Raw genomic sequence first — 22,049 nt, 5'->3', positions numbered from 1 at the left:
CTCCGCGAAATAACCGTATACAATCCGCTTAATTTCAAATTGATTAACGTTTAGCGTGAGCGGTAAACAGAACCGTTTCCCCCTCATCAAACTGGCATTGGTCACTGGCCGAGATCCCCCGAAGCAGCTGTCCGGCTGGAATGCCATGCGCATTAGCGACTTGGCGTAAGGTTTGAATCGTGACGCGAATACCATCGGCACTATGATCCACGTCTGGGTAATTGCCATCGGTCAGTAAGATGGGCAAATCTTTCACAAAATTAACCATCTGTTGCCGCTGCGCGTGTTTGGGGTCGGTACTTGAGTTCGCATTGGCCGCAATCGGCTTTTGCTTTCGCTCCGTTCTTGTGGCGGGTTCTTTTGCTTGGGCATTGGTTGTCTCAGTTCGACTCGGTCGCGGTGAAGCCTCTTCGTTCTGAATTGCTGTCACTGATTCTGCGTCTTGTTTGGAAAGGTCTATCAGTGCAGTAAGCCCTTTAGAAATCGATACTTTCAGCAGTAACCCTTGCTCCTGAACTCCATCATTTGTAGTCACAGTTCTGGCTTTACGTGTCGGGTTTGCTGGATCTAATTCAAGCCAATCTAATCGACTGAGTTCAGCAAGCAGTTTTCGGGGAGCACACCAAGGTCTTACGGCATCGGGATAGCGGATCAGTATCTGTTCACCAACCATAACCAACGCACTGCTGGCCTCTGGGAGCCACGCCAAAGATTCAGGCAGATTCAATGCCTCTGCATCGTGCTGGTTTACGTTATTTGAGCTAGCGCCATCATATGAATTGTTAGGCTTTTCATATCCATCACCCGGAACGTTTTCATTTTCCTGAAGGTGACTAACATCACTGGCATGACGAAGTTCATTATCTTGGTCGGACGATTTTGTCGATGGCGACTCAGACGAATTGCTGTGTTCAATTGATGATGACGCTTCAGGCAAGTCTAAATGCTCACTGGAGCGACTCTGAGGCTCTGCTTCTGTTTGCTGTGTTGCTTCCCACTCAGATTTGTTAAACAGTGTCACACCACTTGGTACATTCGAGCTGAACAATAAATCGGCCTCAGATATATGCAGCATGGGTAGCCAGATTGGCTTGCCGTCTTTGATCAGTACTTCAGGGGCAAGGCTTTCATATCGCTCATTGGAGGCGGATTTAGTGGCCAATCCTCGCTCAATGAGGATGTCCGCAAGGGTATCGGGATCTCTTGGAATGCCAGGTATCTTGTCTTTGGCCAATAGCTCAATGATGTCCTTAGCCGCGCTTTTCCAAACCAGGTAAAGATTGGTTGATTGATTCGATTTTCGTATCCAAACTCTGGCATCTCGCTGATTGACCAACCACTGGGAACTGGCAAGCAATCGCCTCATGGCATCAAGTAGATAGCGTTCGACTGGGACACCAAGGGCATTGTCGTCAACGGAAATTCGTTGAGCTTTCAGGTCTCGCTGGACACTGGTTTGGTCAGCTTCAATAACCAATTTAGACAGGACATGCTCGGGATCGGTATTGCCAATTGCCTCCAGCATGGCTTGCAAAATTTCAGGGCCAGGTTGTGTTAACCAAGCGAGCAACTCTGGCATCATCACCCGGTTTAACACCAGAATTGAAAATTGCTCGTGCCGTTTGAACCGTCCGTCGCGCCAGCGAATGAAATAGCGTTCAATGCGGTTATTAGTGGCCCACTGGGATAAGGTTTCTAAAAATGGGTTCCACTGATAGCGTCCATCTTCGTCTGTAATGGACAAGTCTGAAACAGGCTTACCAATATCATGGAACAAACCGCCTAATGCCGCCGCAACACGCCACCTTGGCTCTAGCTCTTTTTTCTCAACCGGTGTGCCACTGGCAACAAAGATGATCCCTTCAGCTGCTTGTGCCGCCCAGAAAGCAACTTCCAACGAATGACGTAATAAACCACCAGCACCACTGTGATGATGATGCTCAGAAGCTGGCAACAAGTGAACATAGGACGCCAGATGATCAATGCAGGGTTGAATTAGCCTTTGAAAATCACGCTGGTTGAAGCCAAGTACCTGACGCAGTTTGGCTATTAGCTCGTCTTGTGTGGACTGCAAATCCTCGGGTGACGCTGCTGGCAACCCCTTCAGAAATGGCGGATAGCGCGGAATTTCTGTATCCAGTTGCGATGACAGCTCTGGTAGTGCTTTGGTTTGAAAAAATAGGTTTTTGAACATAGTGAACCTCCGACACGATAGTGTGAAGGTTCTTTAGCAACTGAAGATGTTAGATAGCCGAAAGAAATATGCATTTATCTGTAGTTGTTTTCGTTCTAGTGAGAAAACCGACAGTTACATTACAGTGTGGGGTAAGACAGCTTTTCATTGTAAGACTGGGCATCATCCTCCCAAACTAGCCGAACAACATGCTTTCGTTTCGTTTGCATATGAACAGCGGCTATTAGCTCAACGGCTTGATACTTTTCGAGGCTTTCCATCGGAAATTTGTCAGTCACTTCTGATTCAATAACTAAATCGTTACCTTCAGGGAACTCAATTCTGACGTTTCTTGCAGTAGCAGCTCCTTTATTCCAAACCTTAAGCCGATACTTACTGCTGCCAAGTTTTATAATTGATGCACCAAGGTCAGCTTGCTTTCCTTTCAGAGCATCTTCATTTTCTTTTTCCAAGAGAATGGTGTTTAGCTTTTCTTGGCTTTCGACAAGTGACTTCTGCCTCTTATTAAAGCTGACCGTTTGCCATGTTGCGTAGCCAGATAAAAGGAAAGCTAATCCGGCTATCACATCACCTGCATCAATAGTTACTGGCATTACCTAATCCTTATATTCTTGCTACCAGAAAAAGCCTTTTTCAAAGATTTACGTAGTTCGTCTTGAACGTCTTTTAAAACTTCTTCCTTGATTTCAGAAAGGTGCTCATCAATATTTTCGCTATTCTCTTGAATAAGCTCATCTTTATTGAACTCTCTACCACAAGATGCACAAGTCATTACTTGTATTGTTTCATCGCAACCGTCTTCGTAGGAAAAGTCCGAACAACCACAAGTCGGGCAAAGCAAGCTTATACTTCTATTGTATTTTTCAGGATTCATGCTATTTCTCCGTCATGTAAAAAGCCATACTTAAAATATAACCGCATGAGTGTGCGACATTTAGACTAAATCTGCTGGCTGAATCTTCCAATTATTGTTATGAAACTAAAAGTGAGCTGTCAGCCAGATGAACTGACAGCCCGATATAAAAACGGAAACAACTAGCCGCTTACGACTTCCATCAATTTCGAGTAACTCGTTACAACATCATATTTGACGTTTTCACTCGTTATCTCTGCATTAATTTTTTCAAAGAATTTCCTAGCACATTCAATCTTGCGATCTTCTATGCCACGCAATTCAAGCGAAGACATCGTTCCTTTAGTCTCAGCAATAAAGTAAATGTGTTTAACACTTCCTTCTTTGAAAGAAATCGCCCAATCAGGGTTGTAGTCGCCAACAGGCGTCGGTATCAGAAAACCACGAGGCAGTTTTGCATAAACCACGACTTCTTTGCTTGTATCAAGCTCGGTAACAAAGTCTCGTTCAATGCCTTGTGAATCAACGACAACATAATCATAAATATGCTTATTAACGCCACTAACGGCTTTTGTCATATCAGTGATTTTTTGCTCTGCCGTGAATATATCAACATCATAAGATTCGTTCGTTGGATCATATGATAGCTTCTCGATAATCACAGATGCCTTTTGCTCTTTCACAAGACGTGAAGCCTCAGCGAGAAAATGCTCAGGGTTTTGCTTAAATTGTGCAAATACTACAGGTTCTATACCCATCAGTATTTCGGCGACTGTTTTGCGAGTCAGCACACAATTTTCAGCCAACTTACCAACCAAGTCATAACGAACAGCAGAATGAATGCTCGATCGATGAGTTTCAGTCTCAGTATTCCTCACCTTGAAACTTTGTCCAGCTTTGAGTTGTTCGTCGGTAATGCCATCCATTTGAACACCATCTTGAATGGTGTACTGAAGAGGCGTGATCTTAAGCTCTTTATTGAGTACCTGAATACAATTTTTAATCAACTCAGACGAATCAAAATCAACCTTGTAAACCGCTTTGCGATTGATTTTGTGCCAAAGCTCCTGAAACTCTCTCTTATCAAAATTAGCATTCAACGGATTGTTTTTAGGTTTACGATCATCACCAACACCTGGCAATTGCGCTTCACTATAAACACCATCAATCAGCGTCAAAATCTGTTCTCGGTACGGCTCTAACTCAGCGGGCATTGGCGCTAACTGTCCACTAGCCTTAGCCTTGTGGAATGATGGCGCAATTGAATCGTCAGCTTCATTGGTATAATCATTTTTAAGCAAATACTTATAAATTTGCTTAGCCATGACAGGTGTTACTTCTACAGGTCCATCAGCAGTTGTAATTGTCTTACCCGTAAAATAAGCTTCATCTGCTTTTCTAGGTCTCGCTGAAAGAGACTCGCTGATCTCTTTTTGCAGATTCGTGACAAAGTCTTTATAGCTTTCACTTGCAATCACCGACAAAACATTAATTTCATGCACAGTTGCCGGATGGTCTTGTCTGTCACCATGTTTATTGACGGCCAGACGTAAACCACGCCCAACTTCTTGACGACGAGAGATAGTGTTGTCGCTGTGTTTTAACATACACATGACAAATACATTTGGATTATCCCAACCCTCGCGTAAGGCCGAGTGTGAAAAGATAAATCGGGTAGGCTCTTCAAAAGAAAGTAACTTTTCCTTATCTTTTAAAATCAAATCATAGGCATCTACATCGTCTGATAGCCCGGCATCTTCACCACGGACTTTAAAGCCGGGGTTCTGAAGACGATTTGATTTCTTATCAATTGAGAAGTAACCATTATGCGTTCTAGAGCCTTCAATGGCTGATAGATAGGCTTTATAGGCATCAGTCTGCTCACTTGGCAAAAGGGACAACTCATCAAGATACTCCTGTACAAGCAAAGAGTACTCTTCTTCAAAGACGCGAGCATAATCACCTTTTTCATCGGCTTGAGAGTAGTCTCTATACTTTGCGACTTCGTCAATAAAGAATAGAGAGAGAACCTTTATACCCTGGTTAAAAAGTGTTTTTTCTTTTTCAAGGTGCGCTTTAATTGTCTCGCGGATCTGGATTCGGCGAATGGTCTCTTCGGTCACATCTCCCGTGGCATCGCCCGCGGTTAAAACATGGCCATTTTTGAATTCAACCGTGTCGTTAATCGCGTTGACATCAGTAACCACAAAGTCACGGTACTGGTCCAGACCATTGCTAAGATCAAAAAGATTATCGCCCTTAGTGACCTTCTTGGGTATGCGTTTAATGCCATTTTGTTGTTTAACTTCGATCTCAATGCGAGCCACTGGCATTTTTTTCGAGATCTCGATGGATTCCAAATATAGATAGGCTGTCGTTCCCGCCAAGCCTTTTACTGAAATACCACGAACGGCAATTTTCTTAACCAGCTTATTGTTATAAGCGTCAAGCGCATCCAGGCGATGCACTTTATTATGTGTTGTCTTATGCGTGGCCGAATATCGAAGTACCATCAGTGGTTTGAATTTGGCTAAGGCATCTAATGTCTTCTTGCCTTCCATCTTCTGCGGCTCATCCAAAATCAGGATTGGGCGGTTTGCACTAATAACGTCAATAGGACGCCTAGACTGGAAGTCATCCAACTCTTCATAAATTCGTCGATTGTCTTTTCCTGACGCATTAAAGGCTTGAATATTGATGACCATCACATTGATGCCACTGTCAGAAGAAAAACTCTCTAACTGGTGCAATTGTTTTGAGTTATAGATAAAAAACCGTGCCTTTTTACCGTCGTAATTCTGAGCAAAATGCTCACCTGTGATTTGCAGCGACTTGTAAACACCTTCACGAATGGCGATGCTAGGCACAACGATAATAAATTTGCTCCAGCCATAGCGCTTATTCATCTCAAAGATGGTTTTGATGTAGCAATATGTCTTACCAGTACCGGTTTCCATTTCAACATCGAGATTAATCTTAGAGCTGGAATTGCTTATTAACGCTTCTGAAACAGGGAGGTTCTGCCTACTTTGAACACCATGGATATTCTGCAATAGCTGCGATTCAGTGAGCGCGAGTTCAGCATTTTTAAAACCATCCTGGTCGCTCATATCCCAGCCAGCGTTGCCAAATTTATCTTTGGCAACGCCAGGATCGATTCGGTAGGTTACGCCGGAGGTATTAGGTTGTCCCGCAAAGCAGTCAACAACCGACTCTACGGCAACAGTTTGATAAGGTTGGACTTTGAACTTAAGTTTCATTGCGCACCTCCATGTACGCAACCCTTCGGGCACACCTTGTCTGCGACAAGGCTGTGTGCAAATTTTAATCCGGTAAAATTTGTCATGATCCCTCCTTATATCGCTTTAACTTCAGTATGTGGCGAAACTTGCTTGAAAATCTGCTCGGCATTAATTTTTACTGCATCAGACTCAAAGCCGTCATCACGGAATACTACGCGAAGTGGTTCTTTTATGGCTAACTCTTTAATCAATACTTCATTTATACGCAGATCAAAACAGGCCACTAATGCATCATCATCAACAAAGAAAACTGTTTTGCCTTGAATCGTTTCTTTTCTGATTGGTAAGGTTAAATCGACGCCCCAATCCAGCAGTACTTGAAAGAGTAAATCTTCATCAGTGCGGTCTGATTTAATATTATCTACCAATAAGTCTAGCGAACCCTGAGTAACTTGATCTGGAGAGTAGTAAACATCCGCCATATTCGAGGTATCCACTTTAAGTACTCGGAATCCAACGTCTTTATTCCAGTCTTTGTGGCACTCGCCTGCTAATATTTTTGCACCAGCTCGGCGGATGCGTTCTTTAGAAATCTCAGCAATAGTTTTGTAGCCAGCTTTGAACGCTGCTGACTTTGTATCACACTCTTCCGGCAACTGAACCATAATAAATTTTCGGTTTCCGCCGTCTTCAGCATTAATCGCCATTACTGAGTGGGCAGTGCTACCACTTCCAGCGAAGAAATCTAATACAATACTACTTTTATCAGTCGATAAAGAAATTAACCTTTGGAGTAGTTTTACTGGTTTTTTACCATTAGAAAATTCAGTGTCTCCCTCCTTTGTGAGGTTGTTGTACTCAATGTCATCCCAAAGAGTAGTAATACGATCCATGTAGTAATAGGTATTATCAACTTTTTCTACTACGTCAGCTAAAAACATAACCATGTTACGTTGTTCTGATGTTGACCCTGCTTTATAAAAAACTTCAATCTCTGTTCCTTCATTACGTCCTTTTATTGGTGTATAGACACAACTATACATTGGAAAGTCATGTCCGGACGTTTCTCTGATTACAGTTTGCCTTACACTGCTCTGGGCATTTGTAGTGCGAAATATCCTATCTGCGAACTGATTGTAAACTTCATCTATCGTGATCCCTTTCGATCTGGCAAATGCTGATAGAGACATTGTTTGCAAATTCTCATATCCATAGAATTTGATTTTTTTAGTTTTATCTTCCTTGATAAGAACTTTGTTTTCCAAGTTGGTGATTATTGATGTGTACTTCCAACTTTTGCCTTCTTCTTCGTAACTCTTGATACGGTCTGAAAGTTTTGTTTTTATATAAACTGGGTTAAGGAACGTTGACTCTTTATTTTTTGAATACACCCAAATAAATTCAGTAGCATCTTTCAGGCTCTTTCCTTCAGAGCTTCCAGATACTCCACCTATTTTAGTTTTAACGGTAATAATATTTATAAAATTCTGCTCACCGAATATCTCGCTACAGATTTTCCCTAGAGAATCTACCTCATTGTCATCTATATGGATGAATATAACGCCGTCATCAGATAACAAATTTCTGGCTAACTTTAATCTTGAATACATCATAGTTAACCAATCAGAGTGGAACCTACCATTTGTATCCCTGTTTGCGACTAAGCGATTACCATCTGAATCTACTTGGTTTGATCGCTTTAAAAAAAGATCATTTCTCTCAGAGAAATCGTCGTTGTAAATAAAATCGTTTCCAGTGTTGTAAGGAGGGTCGATATAGATCATCTTAACCTTGCCTAAATAAGTTTCTTGCAACATCTTTAGCGCATCGAGGTTATCGCCTTCAATAAAGAGGTTTTCAGTGGTGTCAAAATTGACACTTTCTTCTCGACTAGGTCTTAATGTTTTTGCGATAGGTGCATTCGCTGTTAGTAGTGCCTCTCGTTTACCAGGCCAGTTCAGCTGATAGCGCTCTTGCGGGCCTTCAACGATTGAATTTGATAGCTCTTGTTTAAGTTGGTCAAAATCAATGGCCAGCTTTAGCTCTCCGTTAGCACCATTTGATTCCGTCACGCAGTTCGGAAACAACGCCTGAATTTTCTCTATGTTTTGCTGCGTCATGTCGGGGCTGTGCATCTTTAATTTATCCATGTGTTTTACCTTTTGCGTGATGCCTTACATTTATCGCCGTCATATTTGTCGCGGTAGCGTTGTTAACTGCGTTCATTCACCCCAATCACATAGAAAAACTATGCTCAGGGGTTCACTCACTTGTCGCCTAGCTACCACACCAACTATTTAGGCCATAATGAAAGCGGGCACTATTTAACTGATTAAAATTGTTTATCTGTATATTCTTTATGCGAGTAACTCTTCAAGCTCGCACCTTAAATTCTTTAACTGCTTATTGAGCTCAACCTTGCGGTTAAACTGTTTCTCAGCATGAACCTTCTTCTTATATTGCGAGATTTGCTTTTCCAATGCCTGAATTGCCATCAAGCGTTCAATGACCTCTTCAATACTCTCGGCGGTTCGTTTGGGTATGGGTAACAAACGTGTAAGAAGCTTTTGATACAGCTGCGCCATATCGATTGCAGTTGGCAAAACCAAAACTTCAGAAGTTACTGTTGATGCATTAACTAAATAGAACGTTTCTGAGAACAAATAACGGCTACAAACCCATTTGGCCTGATCGTTCTCTGCCTTACGCTTATAGCAAGCGGCGTAATGGCCTTGCTCACCACTAGCACCCCATACCTCAAATAGAATGGGAAAAGGTATGGCCAAATCAATCGCTTTAAGTACGCTGTCGTCTATCGAGTCACCTTTAAGCTTCACACTGAAAACCTGTATTTCACTGACCTCACTGGTTTGGGGAATATTCAGCGTGCTAGGCGATAGCTTGTAAGCCCAAAGAATTTGATCTACTTGCTCTACAAAAAGTGACTTCAACCCAGTGGTTGCCGCGCTGTGCTCATATATTTTGTTCTTAGGCACGACTCGACCGAACTTTGCGTTGTCAGGAAATATCCAAGGTGAGTTCATAAACTAGCTAACCTCATCCTGAGCACTATTCTCCATCAGATGCTTTTGCTGGATCACAATAAATGCCAGCAATTCAAAGTCATCAAGCCCGGCAAATGTATTCACTAAAGCAGAGGTAGCGCCACCACTGAACAAACTATCAATATCTTTTTCTTCCTTAACTTCAACCATGCTTTTTATGGCATCGGTTAGAAGGTGAGAGTAACGCTGCATATCTCGACCGTCTTGTGTTAGGCGATTAAATAACGCACAAATATCACTGAGCGGCTCTGTTTGCCCTTTGCAGCTACTGCGGATTAAATCTAATAATCTCTTTACCTCAAAATGATTAGCGACGATGTGCCCCTCATTCGATACATAGACAAGGTAATAAGGGTGGAGCCTGTTTTGCAGATCTCTATCGATACTGTTATTGACGTTTTTCAGCGCAAACACCACGCCAGGCAATAACCCTAATTCTGGCTTAGCTTCAACCACCGCATGCATGCCACTTGGTGCGTTTCTTGGTTCGCCGTAGAGTTTCATTAAATTAAGTAGGTCCATCCGAAATTCGTTTAGACCTAGATCGGTGATAGAAACCCCCGTTTTTAAATCTTCAAGCTCAATGACTTCTTCTTGCAGCTTCTTTAACTGCTCTTTACGATACGACACATCGTTAGCTTGACTACTTAAGACGTTATCATCACCGGTCGCTGTCACGTCAACAATCGTCATTCGACTTTCAACACGTTCTTTTAAGTTGATGTACTCATCCAGCGATATATCAGGCCAGTAGTTAACTAACTGAATGCATTTATTCGGCGAGCCAATACGGTCAACTCGCCCAAAGCGCTGTACAATCCGAACTGGATTCCAGTGAATATCAAAGTTAATTAAGTAATCGCAGTCCTGTAAGTTCTGCCCTTCAGAGATACAGTCTGTAGCAATCAACAAATCGATTTCAGCGGGTTCATCGGGTAATACACTGGCTTTCGATTTGGAAACTGGCGAAAACAAGGTGAGCACTTCTTGTGTGTCGTAACCTTTTCGTCCGGTTTTTAAGGTGGTCTTAGGTAAACTGGAACCACCAGTGATCATCGCAGTATGGATTCTATGCTCGCTTAACATCACAGGTGACAACTGCTCGTACAGATATTGAGCGGTGTCCGCAAACGCCGTGAACACAATGATTTTCCTGTTTCCAGGATTTATCGGATTATTTATTTTTGCAGCAATATGTGATTTCAGATGCTGCAACTTGGCATCTTCTTCTGGCTTAATTTTGCTAACAGAATCTAGTAACCCTTTGATCAGCTCCAAATCGCCATCTAAATCCTGCTGCCAGGATGGAAGATCCATATCCATTAGCTTAATTTTGATTTTGTTACCGATTTCCATATCGTGATAAGAAGGCAAATCGTCTTCATCTGCTTCAATAGACTCTAGCGCTTCAACGAGACTGCTCACTTCGGTTTGCCCGTCTCGCTTATAGAATTCGTCGATAATACCTAGAACACGAACATGGTTATCATGGAGAGATTGCAAGGTGCTTCTGAACGAGTATACGGAGCTCTCAAGACGCTTTAGAAGGTTGGTTGTCATCAGTGCAACTAAGCTTTTTTCACGGTCGCTTTGCTTTAACTTACCTTTTCCGCCTTCAACTTGCGTGTCATACATCTCCTCGTATTTCTTCAATCTACTCGGGAGGATATAACTCACTGGCGCATAAACAGATAGTTTGAGTAGCTTAAGCTGTTCAAAGATCTCATTCAGGCTAACTACATCCGAACGAGTAGTAAGCGGACAATGAAACGAGATTGGCTTGTTACGTTCAGGGAAATGGCCAATATCTGTTGTGTCGTAGAATGTTGTGATGTGCTTTCGTGAGCGAGCGATAGTGACGCTATCAAGCAGTTCAAAAAAGTCAAAATCCAAGGCATCGAGAATGGCTTTAGCTGTTCGCGTCTCTGGGTCTAGTTTGGACCAAGCGTTAAATGCGGCTTGTGCTTGGTTGAATATCTGTTCCACGCTTTTTGTGGTTTTAAGATGCTTTGTGAGATTGCTCGACTCGCCTTCATAAGCTAGCGCAAGCTGGTTTCTTAAGTCAGTAAATCTATTATTCACTGGTGTCGCTGATAGCATCAGCACCTTGGTTTTTACGCCAGCGCGAATAACTTTATTCATCAGTTTCTGATATCGAGTTTCTCGATCTTTCACTGCATCGTTATTTCTAAAGTTATGCGACTCATCAATGACGACCAAGTCATAGTTACCCCAGTTGATTCTATTTAACGGAGTACCGAAGGATTCGCCAGAGGTTCTGCTCAAATCTGTGTGACACAAAACATCGTAACTAAAACGGTCTTTAGCAAAGATATTTGTTTTTAGGTTTCGATTAAAGTTGAGCCAGTTATCCGCTAACTTTTTCGGACATAGAAGCAGCACTGATTTGTTTCTGAGCTCGTAATACTTGATGACAGCTAACGCTGTAAATGTTTTACCAAGACCAACACTATCAGCCAGAATGCAGCCGTTATAGGTCTCTAACTTATTGATGATCCCGGTCGCAGCATCTTTTTGATAGTTAAATAACTTGTTCCAAATCAAGGTGTCCTGATAGCCGGTTCGATCATTTGGTAATACATCCTCTGTAATATCATCAAGGAATTCATTAAAAATGTTATACAAAATAATGAAATAGACTTTTTCAGGCGAGTTTTCCTGGTAGACAGACTCTATATGCTCGCAAATGGTTTTAGTAACATCTTGAAGCTTCGCAGGGTCTTTCCAAATTTGGTCGAATAACTGTAAGTACTGCGCTGTGAAATTTGGCTCATCGATTTTTTGCACAAAATTCGAAATAGCGTTTCCTCGCTGATACCCTAGATCAACCGCCGTAAACCCGCTAACCGGAGCAAAAACTGCACTCATTGTCTCTGTTTGCTGTCTAGATGCTTCCGTCACAACAAACGACTGCATTGGAGAATCAGTTTTGTTTGATTTGAATGTCGCTTTCTTTCTGATCCAGTTTGCACACTCTTTGGCGATCGCCTTTTGAGTGAGCTTGTTCTTTAACTGTATTTCAAAGTCAGTTCCGTAAAGGCTGCGTTCACGCCCTGCTTTGGGAATAAAGAACTCTCGTTTTTCTTTTTTGAATTTATCGGTAACTTCATCTGCGACAAAAGTAGGTGATGTGAAGATGAACTCAAGTGAGTCTATCTTCGCTAACTCCTTTTTGAGAGCCTCATACGCATAAATAGAAAAGCAAGACGCAGCAATCTTTAACTTTGTATTCGGTGTCAGCGTCTGTTGAAGCTCGTCACCTAATAGGTTGTTAAGGTTATCGATTATTTTCATCAAAATTTATTCCCTGCGCCAAGTTCGTTTTTGTGCATTAGTTACCAAGTTCTTTTTCAATCCCTGGAGCTAGCATGATGTTTTTAACTCCATAAAGTGTTGCTCTGTTCTTTAAATGCAATTGAGCTCCACCATCTTTTAGTGTGGCGTTGGAAGAACAATCCACATTCCATTGTCTGAGTAAATAGCCTGCCGTTGCCGCTCTAATCTCAACCTTTAGAACGCCACCCGCCATACCATAATCCAGTTCAATCGCTTCGCTGTGCTCAATACGAGGATGCGGCACTAACTCCAGCTCTACAAAGCGGTTCCATTGCCGGTCTTGGGTTTCGAGCTCGGTTTCAGATAAAGTGGAATCTTCAAGCACAAACGCTGCTTTAATTCTGGTCAGTACAAAGTCACGAAATTCACCATGCTTGCGGTCAAAACCACGAACGTGCCAACGCAGGCCATTGTCTACAAGCGTATGCGGCACAATTTCACGCGTGGTTTCACCGCTCGATAACGACACATAGGTGATACTCAAGGCTTTGCCTTTGTGAATGGCCTCGGTGACTTTCGCCACTATCGATAAACTCGGCTTGTTTAAGTGATAAGGCGCTTCACAAGCCAGTGGTGGTTTTACCTTTCCAGTGAAGCCATCTCCGTACCCTTGGCTAATGGTTGCCAGTGTTCTCACAACGTCGTACTCGAACAATGGGGCAAAAGCTTCACCACGCTTATGCAATTTGAGCTTTTGGTCATATTCAATATTGCCTGGCGCAAGCTCTCGGTACATGGTGAAGTCTTTCGTTGCTTGTGCAGCGGCTATGCTGAAGCGATCGACTAAGTCCGCCCGTACCGCTTCTCCCTTAAACAATAAGGTGAAATCGATGTGTGCAATGCGATCCCTGGTTGCTTGTGGCAACTGCGCTATCTGCGAAAGCCTATCTGGCTTCGCCACTACCGTTTGTTTCAGACCATCATTTGTCATGCGTCTTGTTTATCCAATTCAACCAGATTCTTAAAACTCTGTTTATAAAGTACGGTCAGACATCGCGTAATCACATTGAATAGTGTCACTCAATGCTGCTCTTTATCCGCAATGACTTAGCAATCTCTACCGGTTGAAGCTGAACTGATGGCCATAAAACACTGAATAGGCTTCAACCTAATTAATTTTATTAGGTGTCATCCTATCACAAATTATTTTGTAGGGAAGACTAAGCGGCAACTTTTTGATCTGGATTACAATTGCCGCTGAGTCATGAGCGTGAAGTCCTTGTTTTGTGCCAATGCTGATAGCCGCTATCAATGCGCTACCCGAATCAATGGCACCACGATGTTACCGCGAAGCGATACCCCTTTGTCCGTCTCTGTAGACATCAAGGCTCGTTGCTCACTCTCCCGAACACGCCTAGCAACTTCTGCCTGGGCTGGTAGCAATGGCCGCATCCCTTCAGCAATCGCGTCTGGGGCAGACTCTTGGCCACAGGACATCAAATGCTTCCATGGATCTTTAAGAAAGCGCTCGAACGTGATGCCAAATTCAATGATGCGGGCAGAGACAAAGATTTCGCCCCAGTATTCAATGTAGGTGTCTTGGTACATGGAAAGATTCCTCTTGTTGGTTATATACCCTTCCTACTTGCAGCCGCAGCGGTGTTACCTGCATTCGCTCACCCCAATCACATAGAAGATCTATGCTCATGGGGACTCGCTCACTTGCCGCCTAGCTGCAACACCAAGTAGTTTGGGTATAACGTAAGTTCACTTTCCATTTTCCAGAGGTTTTCAAATATGCAAGGCTTACCTTGTAGAGAGCTACAAAGCTTTAAATCGATTGCGGGCATCTTTGTAGTCATAGTGGGCATGTTCTGAGCCACGATGATACAAATCATCCAGGTAAGTTTGTTCCTGCGGCAACTCGTCTTCGCTGATTTCGCGCCACCAATGTTTGTTGGCACCTTTAACACCGTCATGCCAGCGGTAACCACGCTCTTTTAAATAGTCCTTTACGTCAAACGGCGCACCAAACGCACGAACTAACACAGTTCGCCTGTCTGCTTCAGACAACAAGTTTGCAACGGACTCGGGCAACAAATGAAACAACCAGGCCATCGCCAAACAATCGGTTGCAGCTCGGTGTCCTTCATAGAACCAACCTAAGCGAAGCAGCAGGTACTCAAGCTTTCGACTTTCGAAACCCAGCGCCTTCCAATCTATGCCACTGGCTGAACAGGCCCAAGATAGATGGCCTAATGCAGCAAACCGCTTTTCAAAGAAAGGACGATCAAACTGTGCATTGTGTGCAACCACCAGCGGATCATCGGATAACCAACTCGCAACCATTGCATCATCAATGTGCTGGCCTTGCACCATGTCATCGGTAATACCGGTTAACTCGGTAATCAGCTCGGGGATTGGCTTGCCGGGATCTTCATACAAGCTGATCACATCAACAATCGACACAATCCGCTTAGCTGATGGGCTGTAAAGCACCTTAACCATACCAAGCTCAATAATGGACTCATCATCGGCAGACAGTCCGGTTGTCTCTGTATCGAGCAGCACCATTGGCTGTTCATCACCGACCATAGCAGAAAGTTCAAGTGGCCAGGACTGCAATTCACGCGTTAATGGAATGCGCTCCAGCAATCTAAAATCTTCTGGTCTTTCTGGGATATCCGCGAGGCGCTCTAGCGGAAATGGCGCTGGGGCTCTTGTCATTGATGGTTCCTCTTCAATTCTATTGTTCGCTTTAGGTGATTTCACTGTGCCACAGGTTTTTCTAAATGCACCTTGGATACCTAAGCGTTTTTTTAATCTTTCTACTGGGTGAACCCATGTATGAAGGCTTTGGCTAAGCCTTTCAGAAAGCCTTAGCTAAACCCTTTAGGTAACCCTTACCGATACCCTTTACGTATGGCTTAGCCAACCCCTTTTCAAACGGTTGCAAAAGGCTTGAACTGAGTTCCACTGAGCATTTTAATGGTGCTCCTAACTTCGCTTTAAGCCAGTAAATTCAATACGAAGCAGAATTTTACTAACTGTTTTTAAACCCTTTGCTAAGGGTTCAACAAGCCTTGTCTGACGGTTACTTGACCCATGCGTTAACCAGTAGCAGTAACAGGATCAGTAACAGAAACAAGAGCAGTAGGCAGAAGCAGTATTGTCCAAGCCTTGCAGGCTTTGACGAGGGCGAGCGATCCCCCACATCTAGTTTTTCAACACAAAAAATAAATCACCGACAACACAGCGTCTTACTCGAACAACTACAGTTTTACCTACAATTTTACTTGTAGAAATCAGCATAGCATTAGATACTGTATAAACAAACAGTATCAATTGTGATTTTTCGAGGTTCGTCATGAGTGTCTCGCTGATAGGCCGTAGCGGCGCACTTGCCTTCATCAAAGCCAAGCGCCTTCGTATTCCATTGTTCATGGAACGTGTTTCTGCTGGTTTTCCCTCACCAGCGCAGGATTATGTTGAGCAAACGCTCGACCTCAACGAGCTGTGCATCAAGCGACCGGCTGCAACGTTCTTTGTGCGTGTTGAAGGTGATTCAATGATTGATGCCGGGATTCACCCAGATGATATTTTGGTGGTTGATCGCTCTGTCCAAGCCGAACACGGTGACATTGTCATCGCTGGTATCCATGGTGAACTCACGGTAAAGGAGCTTCAACTAAGGCCGTGCGTCATGCTGATCCCAAGAAACCAGGTGTATGAGCCCATTCATATTCCTGAAGGGACAGAGTTAGAGATATTTGGTGTGGTCACCAATGTGGTGCGAAACATGCGCCGCAAGTCGTGACTAGCCCATGCCAGTATTTGCCTTGGTGGACTGCAACAACTTTTACGCCAGTTGTGAGAAGCTGTTTCGTCCTGATTTAAAAGATACGCCGGTTGTGGTGCTGTCCAATAACCACCCATACACTTTTACTTCCACTCTCTAACTATACACGTTTGACAATGTGAGAATGTCCACTATTGTGTTTACAGACTGAATGAATTGGATATCACCACATGGCAATCGTATACGAGATCAAAACAACAGAAATAAAACCATTCACGTATAGAACCCCTCTAATTACGCCTGATGAAAATGGTGAACTATCTATTAAATACTCTCGACAACAACCTAAGCATATTAAAAAGGTTGTTTTGTTGAATTTGGTTGGTAGAAACACTAATGGCGATATAGTCTCATACGAACCAATGGAACAAGTTAATCGCTTTTTACTAGCACACCACCTAAATGACAATAAGCAAGAGTCAGAACAATACAGTAAAGGCTTAGTTCACTACTTTTCATTCTTATTAGAATTACAGCGCTTGTGGGACTCTGAATACGACGAAGACCTTTACGAAGAATTTATTGATCTGCCTAGACCTAGCTGGGATAAATTCCCATTTAGAAAAAGTGATAAAGCTACGTACCAATACCGAGAGGCTCTAATAAAGGCTGTACTTGAGCCTGACACCCCAAACCATACGATAGCCAGAACTACAGCAATTGCATATATGGGTGCTGTAGTTAAGTTTTACTCTTTCCACATCAGAAATGGCTACAAGTTTAACAATCCTCCCTTTGAGCACGAGGTTGTTTCTATACAATATCAGGGAGGCAGTACAAGCATCGGTGCCTACTTGAGTAAAGATATACACACAACAGATCTGCGGTTGAATTTAGGAAAATCTAAACGTAATGACGGTGGCGCACTATCATCAGCTAGACGAGATTTAAAACCCCTAACAAATAAAGAATGGCTTGCCGTAGAGGATATTCTCACCAATACACGTCGAGTTATCAAAAAAGTTGCTGGTGAAACAACTACTTCCAACTTATCAATTGAATATTGCCTGTTCTTTCTTGTCGCACGATACACAGGGCTTAGAAAGGAAGAAGTGGCTAGCCTTCACAAAGGTCAAGTGGCAAAGCCTGGTGAAGATAAGAAAGCAATGAAGCTTGGTGTTGGCGGTCAATACGGCTCATTAACAAAAACCGCTGGATCAGGTAATAAATCTAGGCAAACAATCATCCCCACCCGAATTATGCACCTTTTGTACGAATACACTAGAAGTGATAGATATAAGAAGCGTATCTCGAAATTCAAAGAACATTGTGAACTTAAGCGTCAAAAAGGCGAACTAGGATACTTTGATGGGGAGGATGGAGTAGATGATACAAAAGAGTATTTATTCATTAGCCAAACTGGTGTCCCACTTTTCACTAAACTTCCCGAGGCCAACGCCAGATGGAATGAAATTAGAGCCACTGTAAATATATTGTCTGGGTTTAACCTAACAGCAACTATACACAATCTTAGAGCTACATTTGCGGTATCACTTTTTAGGCTCCTTTTGAGGCGTGTAACTCCTGACAAAGCACTTGCTTTAGTGAGTGAGTGCCTTGGGCACGGTGAAGAGTCCGTAACGTTAATATACCTTAAAATCGCTCAAGACGAACCTACAGGCGATGAAATTTATGAAGATATCCTTGAATTTATAGGTGCATTTGAAGATGCTGATATAAGTGGTATGGAGAGCCAATAATGCCAAAACATAATACCAGAAAGAGAAAATATCTACTTCCAGGTAAAAACTTAATAAAAGGCAAGGCCGAAGTTAAAACCTTACATTTAGCCGATATGGTTATATGTGTAAACGGCAGTATTCTTCGTTTTGAAAGGTTTGCTTTTAAATCCTGTCCAGTATTGTTTCGAGGTTTCAGAAAGGTTGAAACTAGTCAGTTCACTGACATGAAACGAAGCAGTTTTGTGCGTCAAATATACTCTTTGCTAAGTGAGAACGCCACCTCTACCACAGCCTCTAGATATGAAACGCTAATAAAATACGTTAGGTGGGTGGATGATAGTAACGACACTGAATTAATCGATAAAGACATGTTTCACTGGGAACTAATTGATGGATTCATGACATGGTGTGGGAGGCAAAACAGTAAGGGATTACTTTCTCGACCTGTCTGGGGGAGGCACAGAACAAATATTTCATGGCTTTTAAAGCAATTAAATAGGACGCAGGATACCAAAAGACTTCCTAAAATATCAAATGTTTCAGGACACACGACACCCCACAAAAGTCTTGATATTGAGAGAGAATTAAAACCGATCACAAAAAGGTTGTTTAACTCGTACTTTAAGCTTTTAGAACACTATAATGCTGGCACAATGCCTGAAAAACATCCGCTTTATGATAAAGAATTGCTAGAACTAATAGCCCAAAAAAAAGGGATAAAAGGCAGTGACAGAGTTGCCCATTTTGCTGCGTTTTCAAGAGCAGTACAACCCAGCTCAGGGCATAAAAACAACCCCATCACAAAAATAGCAATGATGCTGTGCTATTTGTTTACGGGAATGAATACAACGCCTTTAGCTAAGATGAAAATTTCAGACGTTAATTTCAAAGAGGTGCAGGGTGGAAAGTACATTCTGGATTCCGTGAAAGGTAGAGCTCAACACCAAGAGCAAGATAACGCACTTGGTTTCAGTAAACACGCAAAGGACTTCATTGAAAGCTGGTTAAATGTAGCTAAAAGCATGGCAAATGGTGATAGCAACAGCCCTCTCTTCCCCTACTATAGTAAAGATGGTCAGATAAAGCTTTACTCTGAAATAGGTAGTTCCCCCCATGCAAGCATCAACAAACTATTGACCAGACTGGACTTCCCTAAAATAACCCCTTCAATACTCAGAAAAACCAAAATGGACACTCTGTTTCAAGCAACAGAGTCTGTTTATCTTGTTGCAATGTCGGCAAACAACAGCATTAAAGTTGTTTCATCACAGTATTTACATGGGACATCTGGAGAGCACGAAAAAAAATTAAATGCGGCAATGGATGCTAAATTTTCCAACGCTAAAGGCGTTGATATCAACACCGCAGTTGAAGAGGCTAAATACAAACATTCAAACATTCTTGATCATTATGAGTATGAAGCACTGAGAGAGGGCTCTAACAGGTCTCATGAAGCAAGAACCCCTACAGGGATACGTTGTAATGATAATAAACAAGGTGCTGTAAAAACCATAAATAAAATGCTAGAGCGTATCGGAGTTGAAATGAACTCTGATGAAGAAGCTTGCACCAGCTTTCTTGATTGCTTTGAGTGTGAGCACCATTCATTGGTCTCTGATGTAACAGATATATGGCTAATGATGTCATTCAAGGAAACATTACAAGAGCTTGAAGTAACACCTGCAATTAACTCAATGCCACCTAAGAAAATGAATACACTATTAAACACCATTGAAACTATTCTAGGAGGATTTAGAGATAAATCTCCAGAAAATTATAAGCAAGCCTATGAGCTACAAAAACAAACATCACACCCCTTGTATTCGAATATCTACAGTCTAAATGATCTGCATGAGGTGTTTTCATGATCTCAGTATTAAAACATAATTTAGCTTCAGTACCAGATTATGACGAAAACATACCAGTAAGTAGTTACAGTGATGGCAGTGTTGAAAGCTACATTTTTGATAAAAAGTGGAAGTTTAGCGGCGCTATTCAAGTAGGCGTTGGTGGTCTAACAGGTATCTCTTTTTCACGGATTGACATGAAATACCGCAAGTACATTCAGTCCACACTCGCATACATCATGGATGAATATAAACAAAAGAACAAAACGCATCCAACTATCGGACAACTTCAACACTGGAAGAATGGGCTGAAATATATTGTTCAAAGCCTTGGCGAGTGTAACTGGAACCTTCTATCAGACGACAGAATATTCAAGCAATTCAAGAAATCTTTCAGTGAGCTAGCAATTAAAAGGAGCCTTTCTCAAACACTAATCAACAATGTAGTAACCACTTTTGGTCTGCTAAATAGCCTGAACCTGTGCCATAGGATTGTAACGATAAAAAGCTTAAACATACAAAGTATAAAGCCAACCAAGCAATACATTGCAATTCCAACGAATATCTACCAACAAATACTTAATGATGCTATCTCAACAGTAGAGTCACTGCACCCCCATCGCCATGAAATATCGGCTCTTATGAACCGAATTCAGACTATATACGACGAAGAAAAAAATCGAAAAGACAGATCGTCTTCTCTAGGCCAGATAAACGACAGGACTCGTAATAGAATTCGGAAGATAGGTCATAACATTCCTGATTTTAAGCTTACTCGTGACGGCACAAACATTTCTAATATTCTGACTCCCTGTGCGATAGTTTTACTGGCATTTAGCGGTGTAAGAGTTGGAGAGTTAAATAGCTTTACTAAAGATAGTTACGAAGAAAGGGAAGGAGAACACGGCGATAACATATGCTTTTTGAAAGGTGAAACTACTAAAACAGTCAATGGTATTCCTAAAAAAGAAGTATGGCAAACACACCGCATATCTAAAGATGCACTTGAGTTAGCCTATGACTGCACAGCATATCTTCGCACAACCTACATAGATGATGTGAACAAGCAATACACTGAACAAAAGATCAATTTAGATGAGTACAAAAAAACCTTACGGGTGCTAGAGTCTGTATTTCTGCCAGTAACACTAGGAGGCTCTAAAAAGACCAACTACAGCTCAACGGCTGCACGCTCAAAAAACCTCAAGTCTTATTTGGAACAACTAAATATTAAAGCAACAAAAGAAGATGTTGATTCATTCAATACCCTTAACCCTTCATGGCACGGAGAACTCAAAGAAGGTCAATTCTTACCTAAGATCAGTGCTCATGACTTTAGACGAACATTCGCAGTATTCTTTAAGCGTTATGGATTTGGAACAACGTCAACAATCAAGTTTCAATATAAACACAGAAATATAAACATGTCCGAATATTACGGCAAAAACGCCCAACTTCAGTACTTCGAAGATGTCTTGTTAGACTCTGACTTAATCCAACTATTGCATGAAGAAGGGGTTAACATTGCAGTCGATATGTTTGATGAAATATACAACGCTTCAGAAACGCTAAGTGGGCTAGGTGGAGAACGAATAGCCAAGGATAAGTTTGAAAAACTACGCTCTGGAGACAAGGTATATATGACGCGGACTGAAATTGAGTCCCTAGTTCGCAATGGCACGCTTTCTATTGTCAAGCTACCTACAGGCGGATACTGCACTAATTCGTCTTGCAGTAGAGTGTGTGGTATTGGCGAGTTCTCCGCTGAAATTAAACCATGCGAACATCAGATAATCACAGACAAGGAGGCCAAAAGAACTCAACGTCAAAATAAGCGGCTAATAAATACATTTCGAGATTTGAATAATGGCGACCCTATGATGAAAAGTATACTTATCGGAGTTAAGCAAAAGATAAAAATAAATGAGTCATTGATTATCAACCATGGAATTAAAGTCACAGCCTTTGAGGATAATATCAAAGGCATAATCGCAACCAGTAGAGGTTAAT

Annotated in this window: 14 protein-coding genes and 1 pseudogene; 5 read left to right on the top strand and 10 right to left on the bottom strand. The window is 42.2% G+C overall.

What is annotated here, in order from left to right; genetic code table 11:
- Positions 1-43 precede the first annotated feature (43 nt).
- From mobH to ACMHXH_RS05450, 10 genes are all read right to left on the bottom strand, one after another.
- A complete protein-coding gene (mobH, locus tag ACMHXH_RS05495) occupies positions 44-2,194 on the bottom strand; it encodes a MobH family relaxase (protein ID WP_413737750.1) in 2,151 nt (716 codons plus the stop codon).
- A gap of 119 nt (positions 2,195-2,313) precedes the next feature.
- On the bottom strand, positions 2,314-2,787 hold the full coding sequence (locus ACMHXH_RS05490; RefSeq protein ID WP_001145412.1) for a hypothetical protein: 474 nt from the start codon (positions 2,785-2,787) through the stop codon (positions 2,314-2,316).
- Positions 2,787-3,068 (bottom strand): ECs_2282 family putative zinc-binding protein, encoded by a 282-nt coding sequence (locus ACMHXH_RS05485; protein WP_161729450.1) that lies wholly within the window; start codon positions 3,066-3,068, stop codon positions 2,787-2,789. Before ACMHXH_RS05485 ends, ACMHXH_RS05490 begins: the two co-directional genes overlap by 1 nt.
- A gap of 161 nt (positions 3,069-3,229) precedes the next feature.
- Positions 3,230-6,307, bottom strand: coding sequence for a type III restriction-modification system endonuclease (locus tag ACMHXH_RS05480; protein ID WP_413737747.1), 3,078 nt, complete (start codon positions 6,305-6,307; stop codon positions 3,230-3,232).
- 95 nt (positions 6,308-6,402) lie between these two features.
- On the bottom strand, positions 6,403-8,439 hold the full coding sequence (locus ACMHXH_RS05475; protein WP_210853286.1) for a site-specific DNA-methyltransferase: 2,037 nt from the start codon (positions 8,437-8,439) through the stop codon (positions 6,403-6,405).
- Between the two features lie 207 nt (positions 8,440-8,646).
- A complete protein-coding gene (locus ACMHXH_RS05470; RefSeq protein WP_210853285.1) occupies positions 8,647-9,333 on the bottom strand; it encodes a DUF4391 domain-containing protein in 687 nt (228 codons plus the stop codon).
- A 3-nt stretch (positions 9,334-9,336) separates the two neighbouring features.
- The gene (locus tag ACMHXH_RS05465; RefSeq protein ID WP_413737744.1) at positions 9,337-12,669 is read right to left on the bottom strand and encodes a helicase-related protein; all 3,333 of its coding nucleotides are present in this window, start codon (positions 12,667-12,669) and stop codon (positions 9,337-9,339) included.
- A gap of 37 nt (positions 12,670-12,706) precedes the next feature.
- Positions 12,707-13,642 carry a WYL domain-containing protein gene (locus ACMHXH_RS05460; protein WP_222763272.1) on the bottom strand — a complete coding sequence of 312 codons (936 nt, stop codon included), beginning with the start codon at positions 13,640-13,642 and terminating at the stop codon, positions 12,707-12,709.
- Between the two features lie 317 nt (positions 13,643-13,959).
- Positions 13,960-14,259: a hypothetical protein gene (locus ACMHXH_RS05455; protein WP_222763270.1), complete on the bottom strand. Its 300-nt coding sequence runs from the start codon at positions 14,257-14,259 to the stop codon at positions 13,960-13,962.
- Positions 14,260-14,472: 213 nt separating this feature from the next.
- Entirely contained in the window at positions 14,473-15,378 is a 906-nt protein-coding gene (locus ACMHXH_RS05450) for a 3'-5' exonuclease (protein ID WP_413737742.1), read from the bottom strand.
- A 640-nt stretch (positions 15,379-16,018) separates the two neighbouring features.
- Between ACMHXH_RS05450 and umuD the strand changes: the two genes are divergently transcribed.
- The 5 genes and pseudogenes from umuD (at position 16,019) to ACMHXH_RS05425 (ending at position 22,048) form a co-directional block, all read left to right on the top strand.
- A complete protein-coding gene (gene umuD, locus ACMHXH_RS05445; RefSeq protein ID WP_007105028.1) occupies positions 16,019-16,468 on the top strand; it encodes a translesion error-prone DNA polymerase V autoproteolytic subunit in 450 nt (149 codons plus the stop codon).
- A gap of 7 nt (positions 16,469-16,475) precedes the next feature.
- Positions 16,476-16,580, top strand: a pseudogene (locus tag ACMHXH_RS05440) (hypothetical protein); the annotation flags it as partial.
- 100 nt (positions 16,581-16,680) lie between these two features.
- Positions 16,681-18,210 carry a tyrosine-type recombinase/integrase gene (locus ACMHXH_RS05435; RefSeq protein ID WP_099458586.1) on the top strand — a complete coding sequence of 510 codons (1,530 nt, stop codon included), beginning with the start codon at positions 16,681-16,683 and terminating at the stop codon, positions 18,208-18,210.
- A complete protein-coding gene (locus ACMHXH_RS05430; protein WP_099458585.1) occupies positions 18,210-20,060 on the top strand; it encodes a hypothetical protein in 1,851 nt (616 codons plus the stop codon). The genes ACMHXH_RS05435 and ACMHXH_RS05430 overlap by 1 nt, the downstream gene beginning before the upstream one ends.
- Positions 20,057-22,048 (top strand): hypothetical protein, encoded by a 1,992-nt coding sequence (locus ACMHXH_RS05425; RefSeq protein ID WP_281089249.1) that lies wholly within the window; start codon positions 20,057-20,059, stop codon positions 22,046-22,048. The genes ACMHXH_RS05430 and ACMHXH_RS05425 overlap by 4 nt, the downstream gene beginning before the upstream one ends.
- Position 22,049: the final 1 nt, after the last annotated feature.

It is taken from the genome of Shewanella sp. BJSY2023SW001 (assembly GCF_047314685.1).
Taxonomy (GTDB): Bacteria; Pseudomonadota; Gammaproteobacteria; order Enterobacterales; family Shewanellaceae; genus Shewanella; species Shewanella indica.
This window is presented reverse-complemented; position numbering and strand designations above follow the sequence as displayed.

What these genes read in the sequence shown, in the direction of transcription:
- ACMHXH_RS05490 (WP_001145412.1), bottom strand. Translation starts at nt 2,787, where the DNA reads ATGCCAGTAACTATTGATGCAGGTGATGTGATAGCCGGATTAGCTTTC.
- mobH (WP_413737750.1), bottom strand. Translation starts at nt 2,194, where the DNA reads ATGTTCAAAAACCTATTTTTTCAAACCAAAGCACTACCAGAGCTGTCA.
- ACMHXH_RS05430 (WP_099458585.1), top strand. Translation starts at nt 18,210, where the DNA reads ATGCCAAAACATAATACCAGAAAGAGAAAATATCTACTTCCAGGTAAA.
- ACMHXH_RS05475 (WP_210853286.1), bottom strand. Translation starts at nt 8,439, where the DNA reads ATGGATAAATTAAAGATGCACAGCCCCGACATGACGCAGCAAAACATA.
- ACMHXH_RS05450 (WP_413737742.1), bottom strand. Translation starts at nt 15,378, where the DNA reads ATGACAAGAGCCCCAGCGCCATTTCCGCTAGAGCGCCTCGCGGATATC.
- ACMHXH_RS05435 (WP_099458586.1), top strand. Translation starts at nt 16,681, where the DNA reads ATGGCAATCGTATACGAGATCAAAACAACAGAAATAAAACCATTCACG.
- ACMHXH_RS05460 (WP_222763272.1), bottom strand. Translation starts at nt 13,642, where the DNA reads ATGACAAATGATGGTCTGAAACAAACGGTAGTGGCGAAGCCAGATAGG.
- ACMHXH_RS05470 (WP_210853285.1), bottom strand. Translation starts at nt 9,333, where the DNA reads ATGAACTCACCTTGGATATTTCCTGACAACGCAAAGTTCGGTCGAGTC.
- ACMHXH_RS05455 (WP_222763270.1), bottom strand. Translation starts at nt 14,259, where the DNA reads ATGTACCAAGACACCTACATTGAATACTGGGGCGAAATCTTTGTCTCT.
- umuD (WP_007105028.1), top strand. Translation starts at nt 16,019, where the DNA reads ATGAGTGTCTCGCTGATAGGCCGTAGCGGCGCACTTGCCTTCATCAAA.
- ACMHXH_RS05480 (WP_413737747.1), bottom strand. Translation starts at nt 6,307, where the DNA reads ATGAAACTTAAGTTCAAAGTCCAACCTTATCAAACTGTTGCCGTAGAG.
- ACMHXH_RS05485 (WP_161729450.1), bottom strand. Translation starts at nt 3,068, where the DNA reads ATGAATCCTGAAAAATACAATAGAAGTATAAGCTTGCTTTGCCCGACT.
- ACMHXH_RS05465 (WP_413737744.1), bottom strand. Translation starts at nt 12,669, where the DNA reads ATGAAAATAATCGATAACCTTAACAACCTATTAGGTGACGAGCTTCAA.
- ACMHXH_RS05425 (WP_281089249.1), top strand. Translation starts at nt 20,057, where the DNA reads ATGATCTCAGTATTAAAACATAATTTAGCTTCAGTACCAGATTATGAC.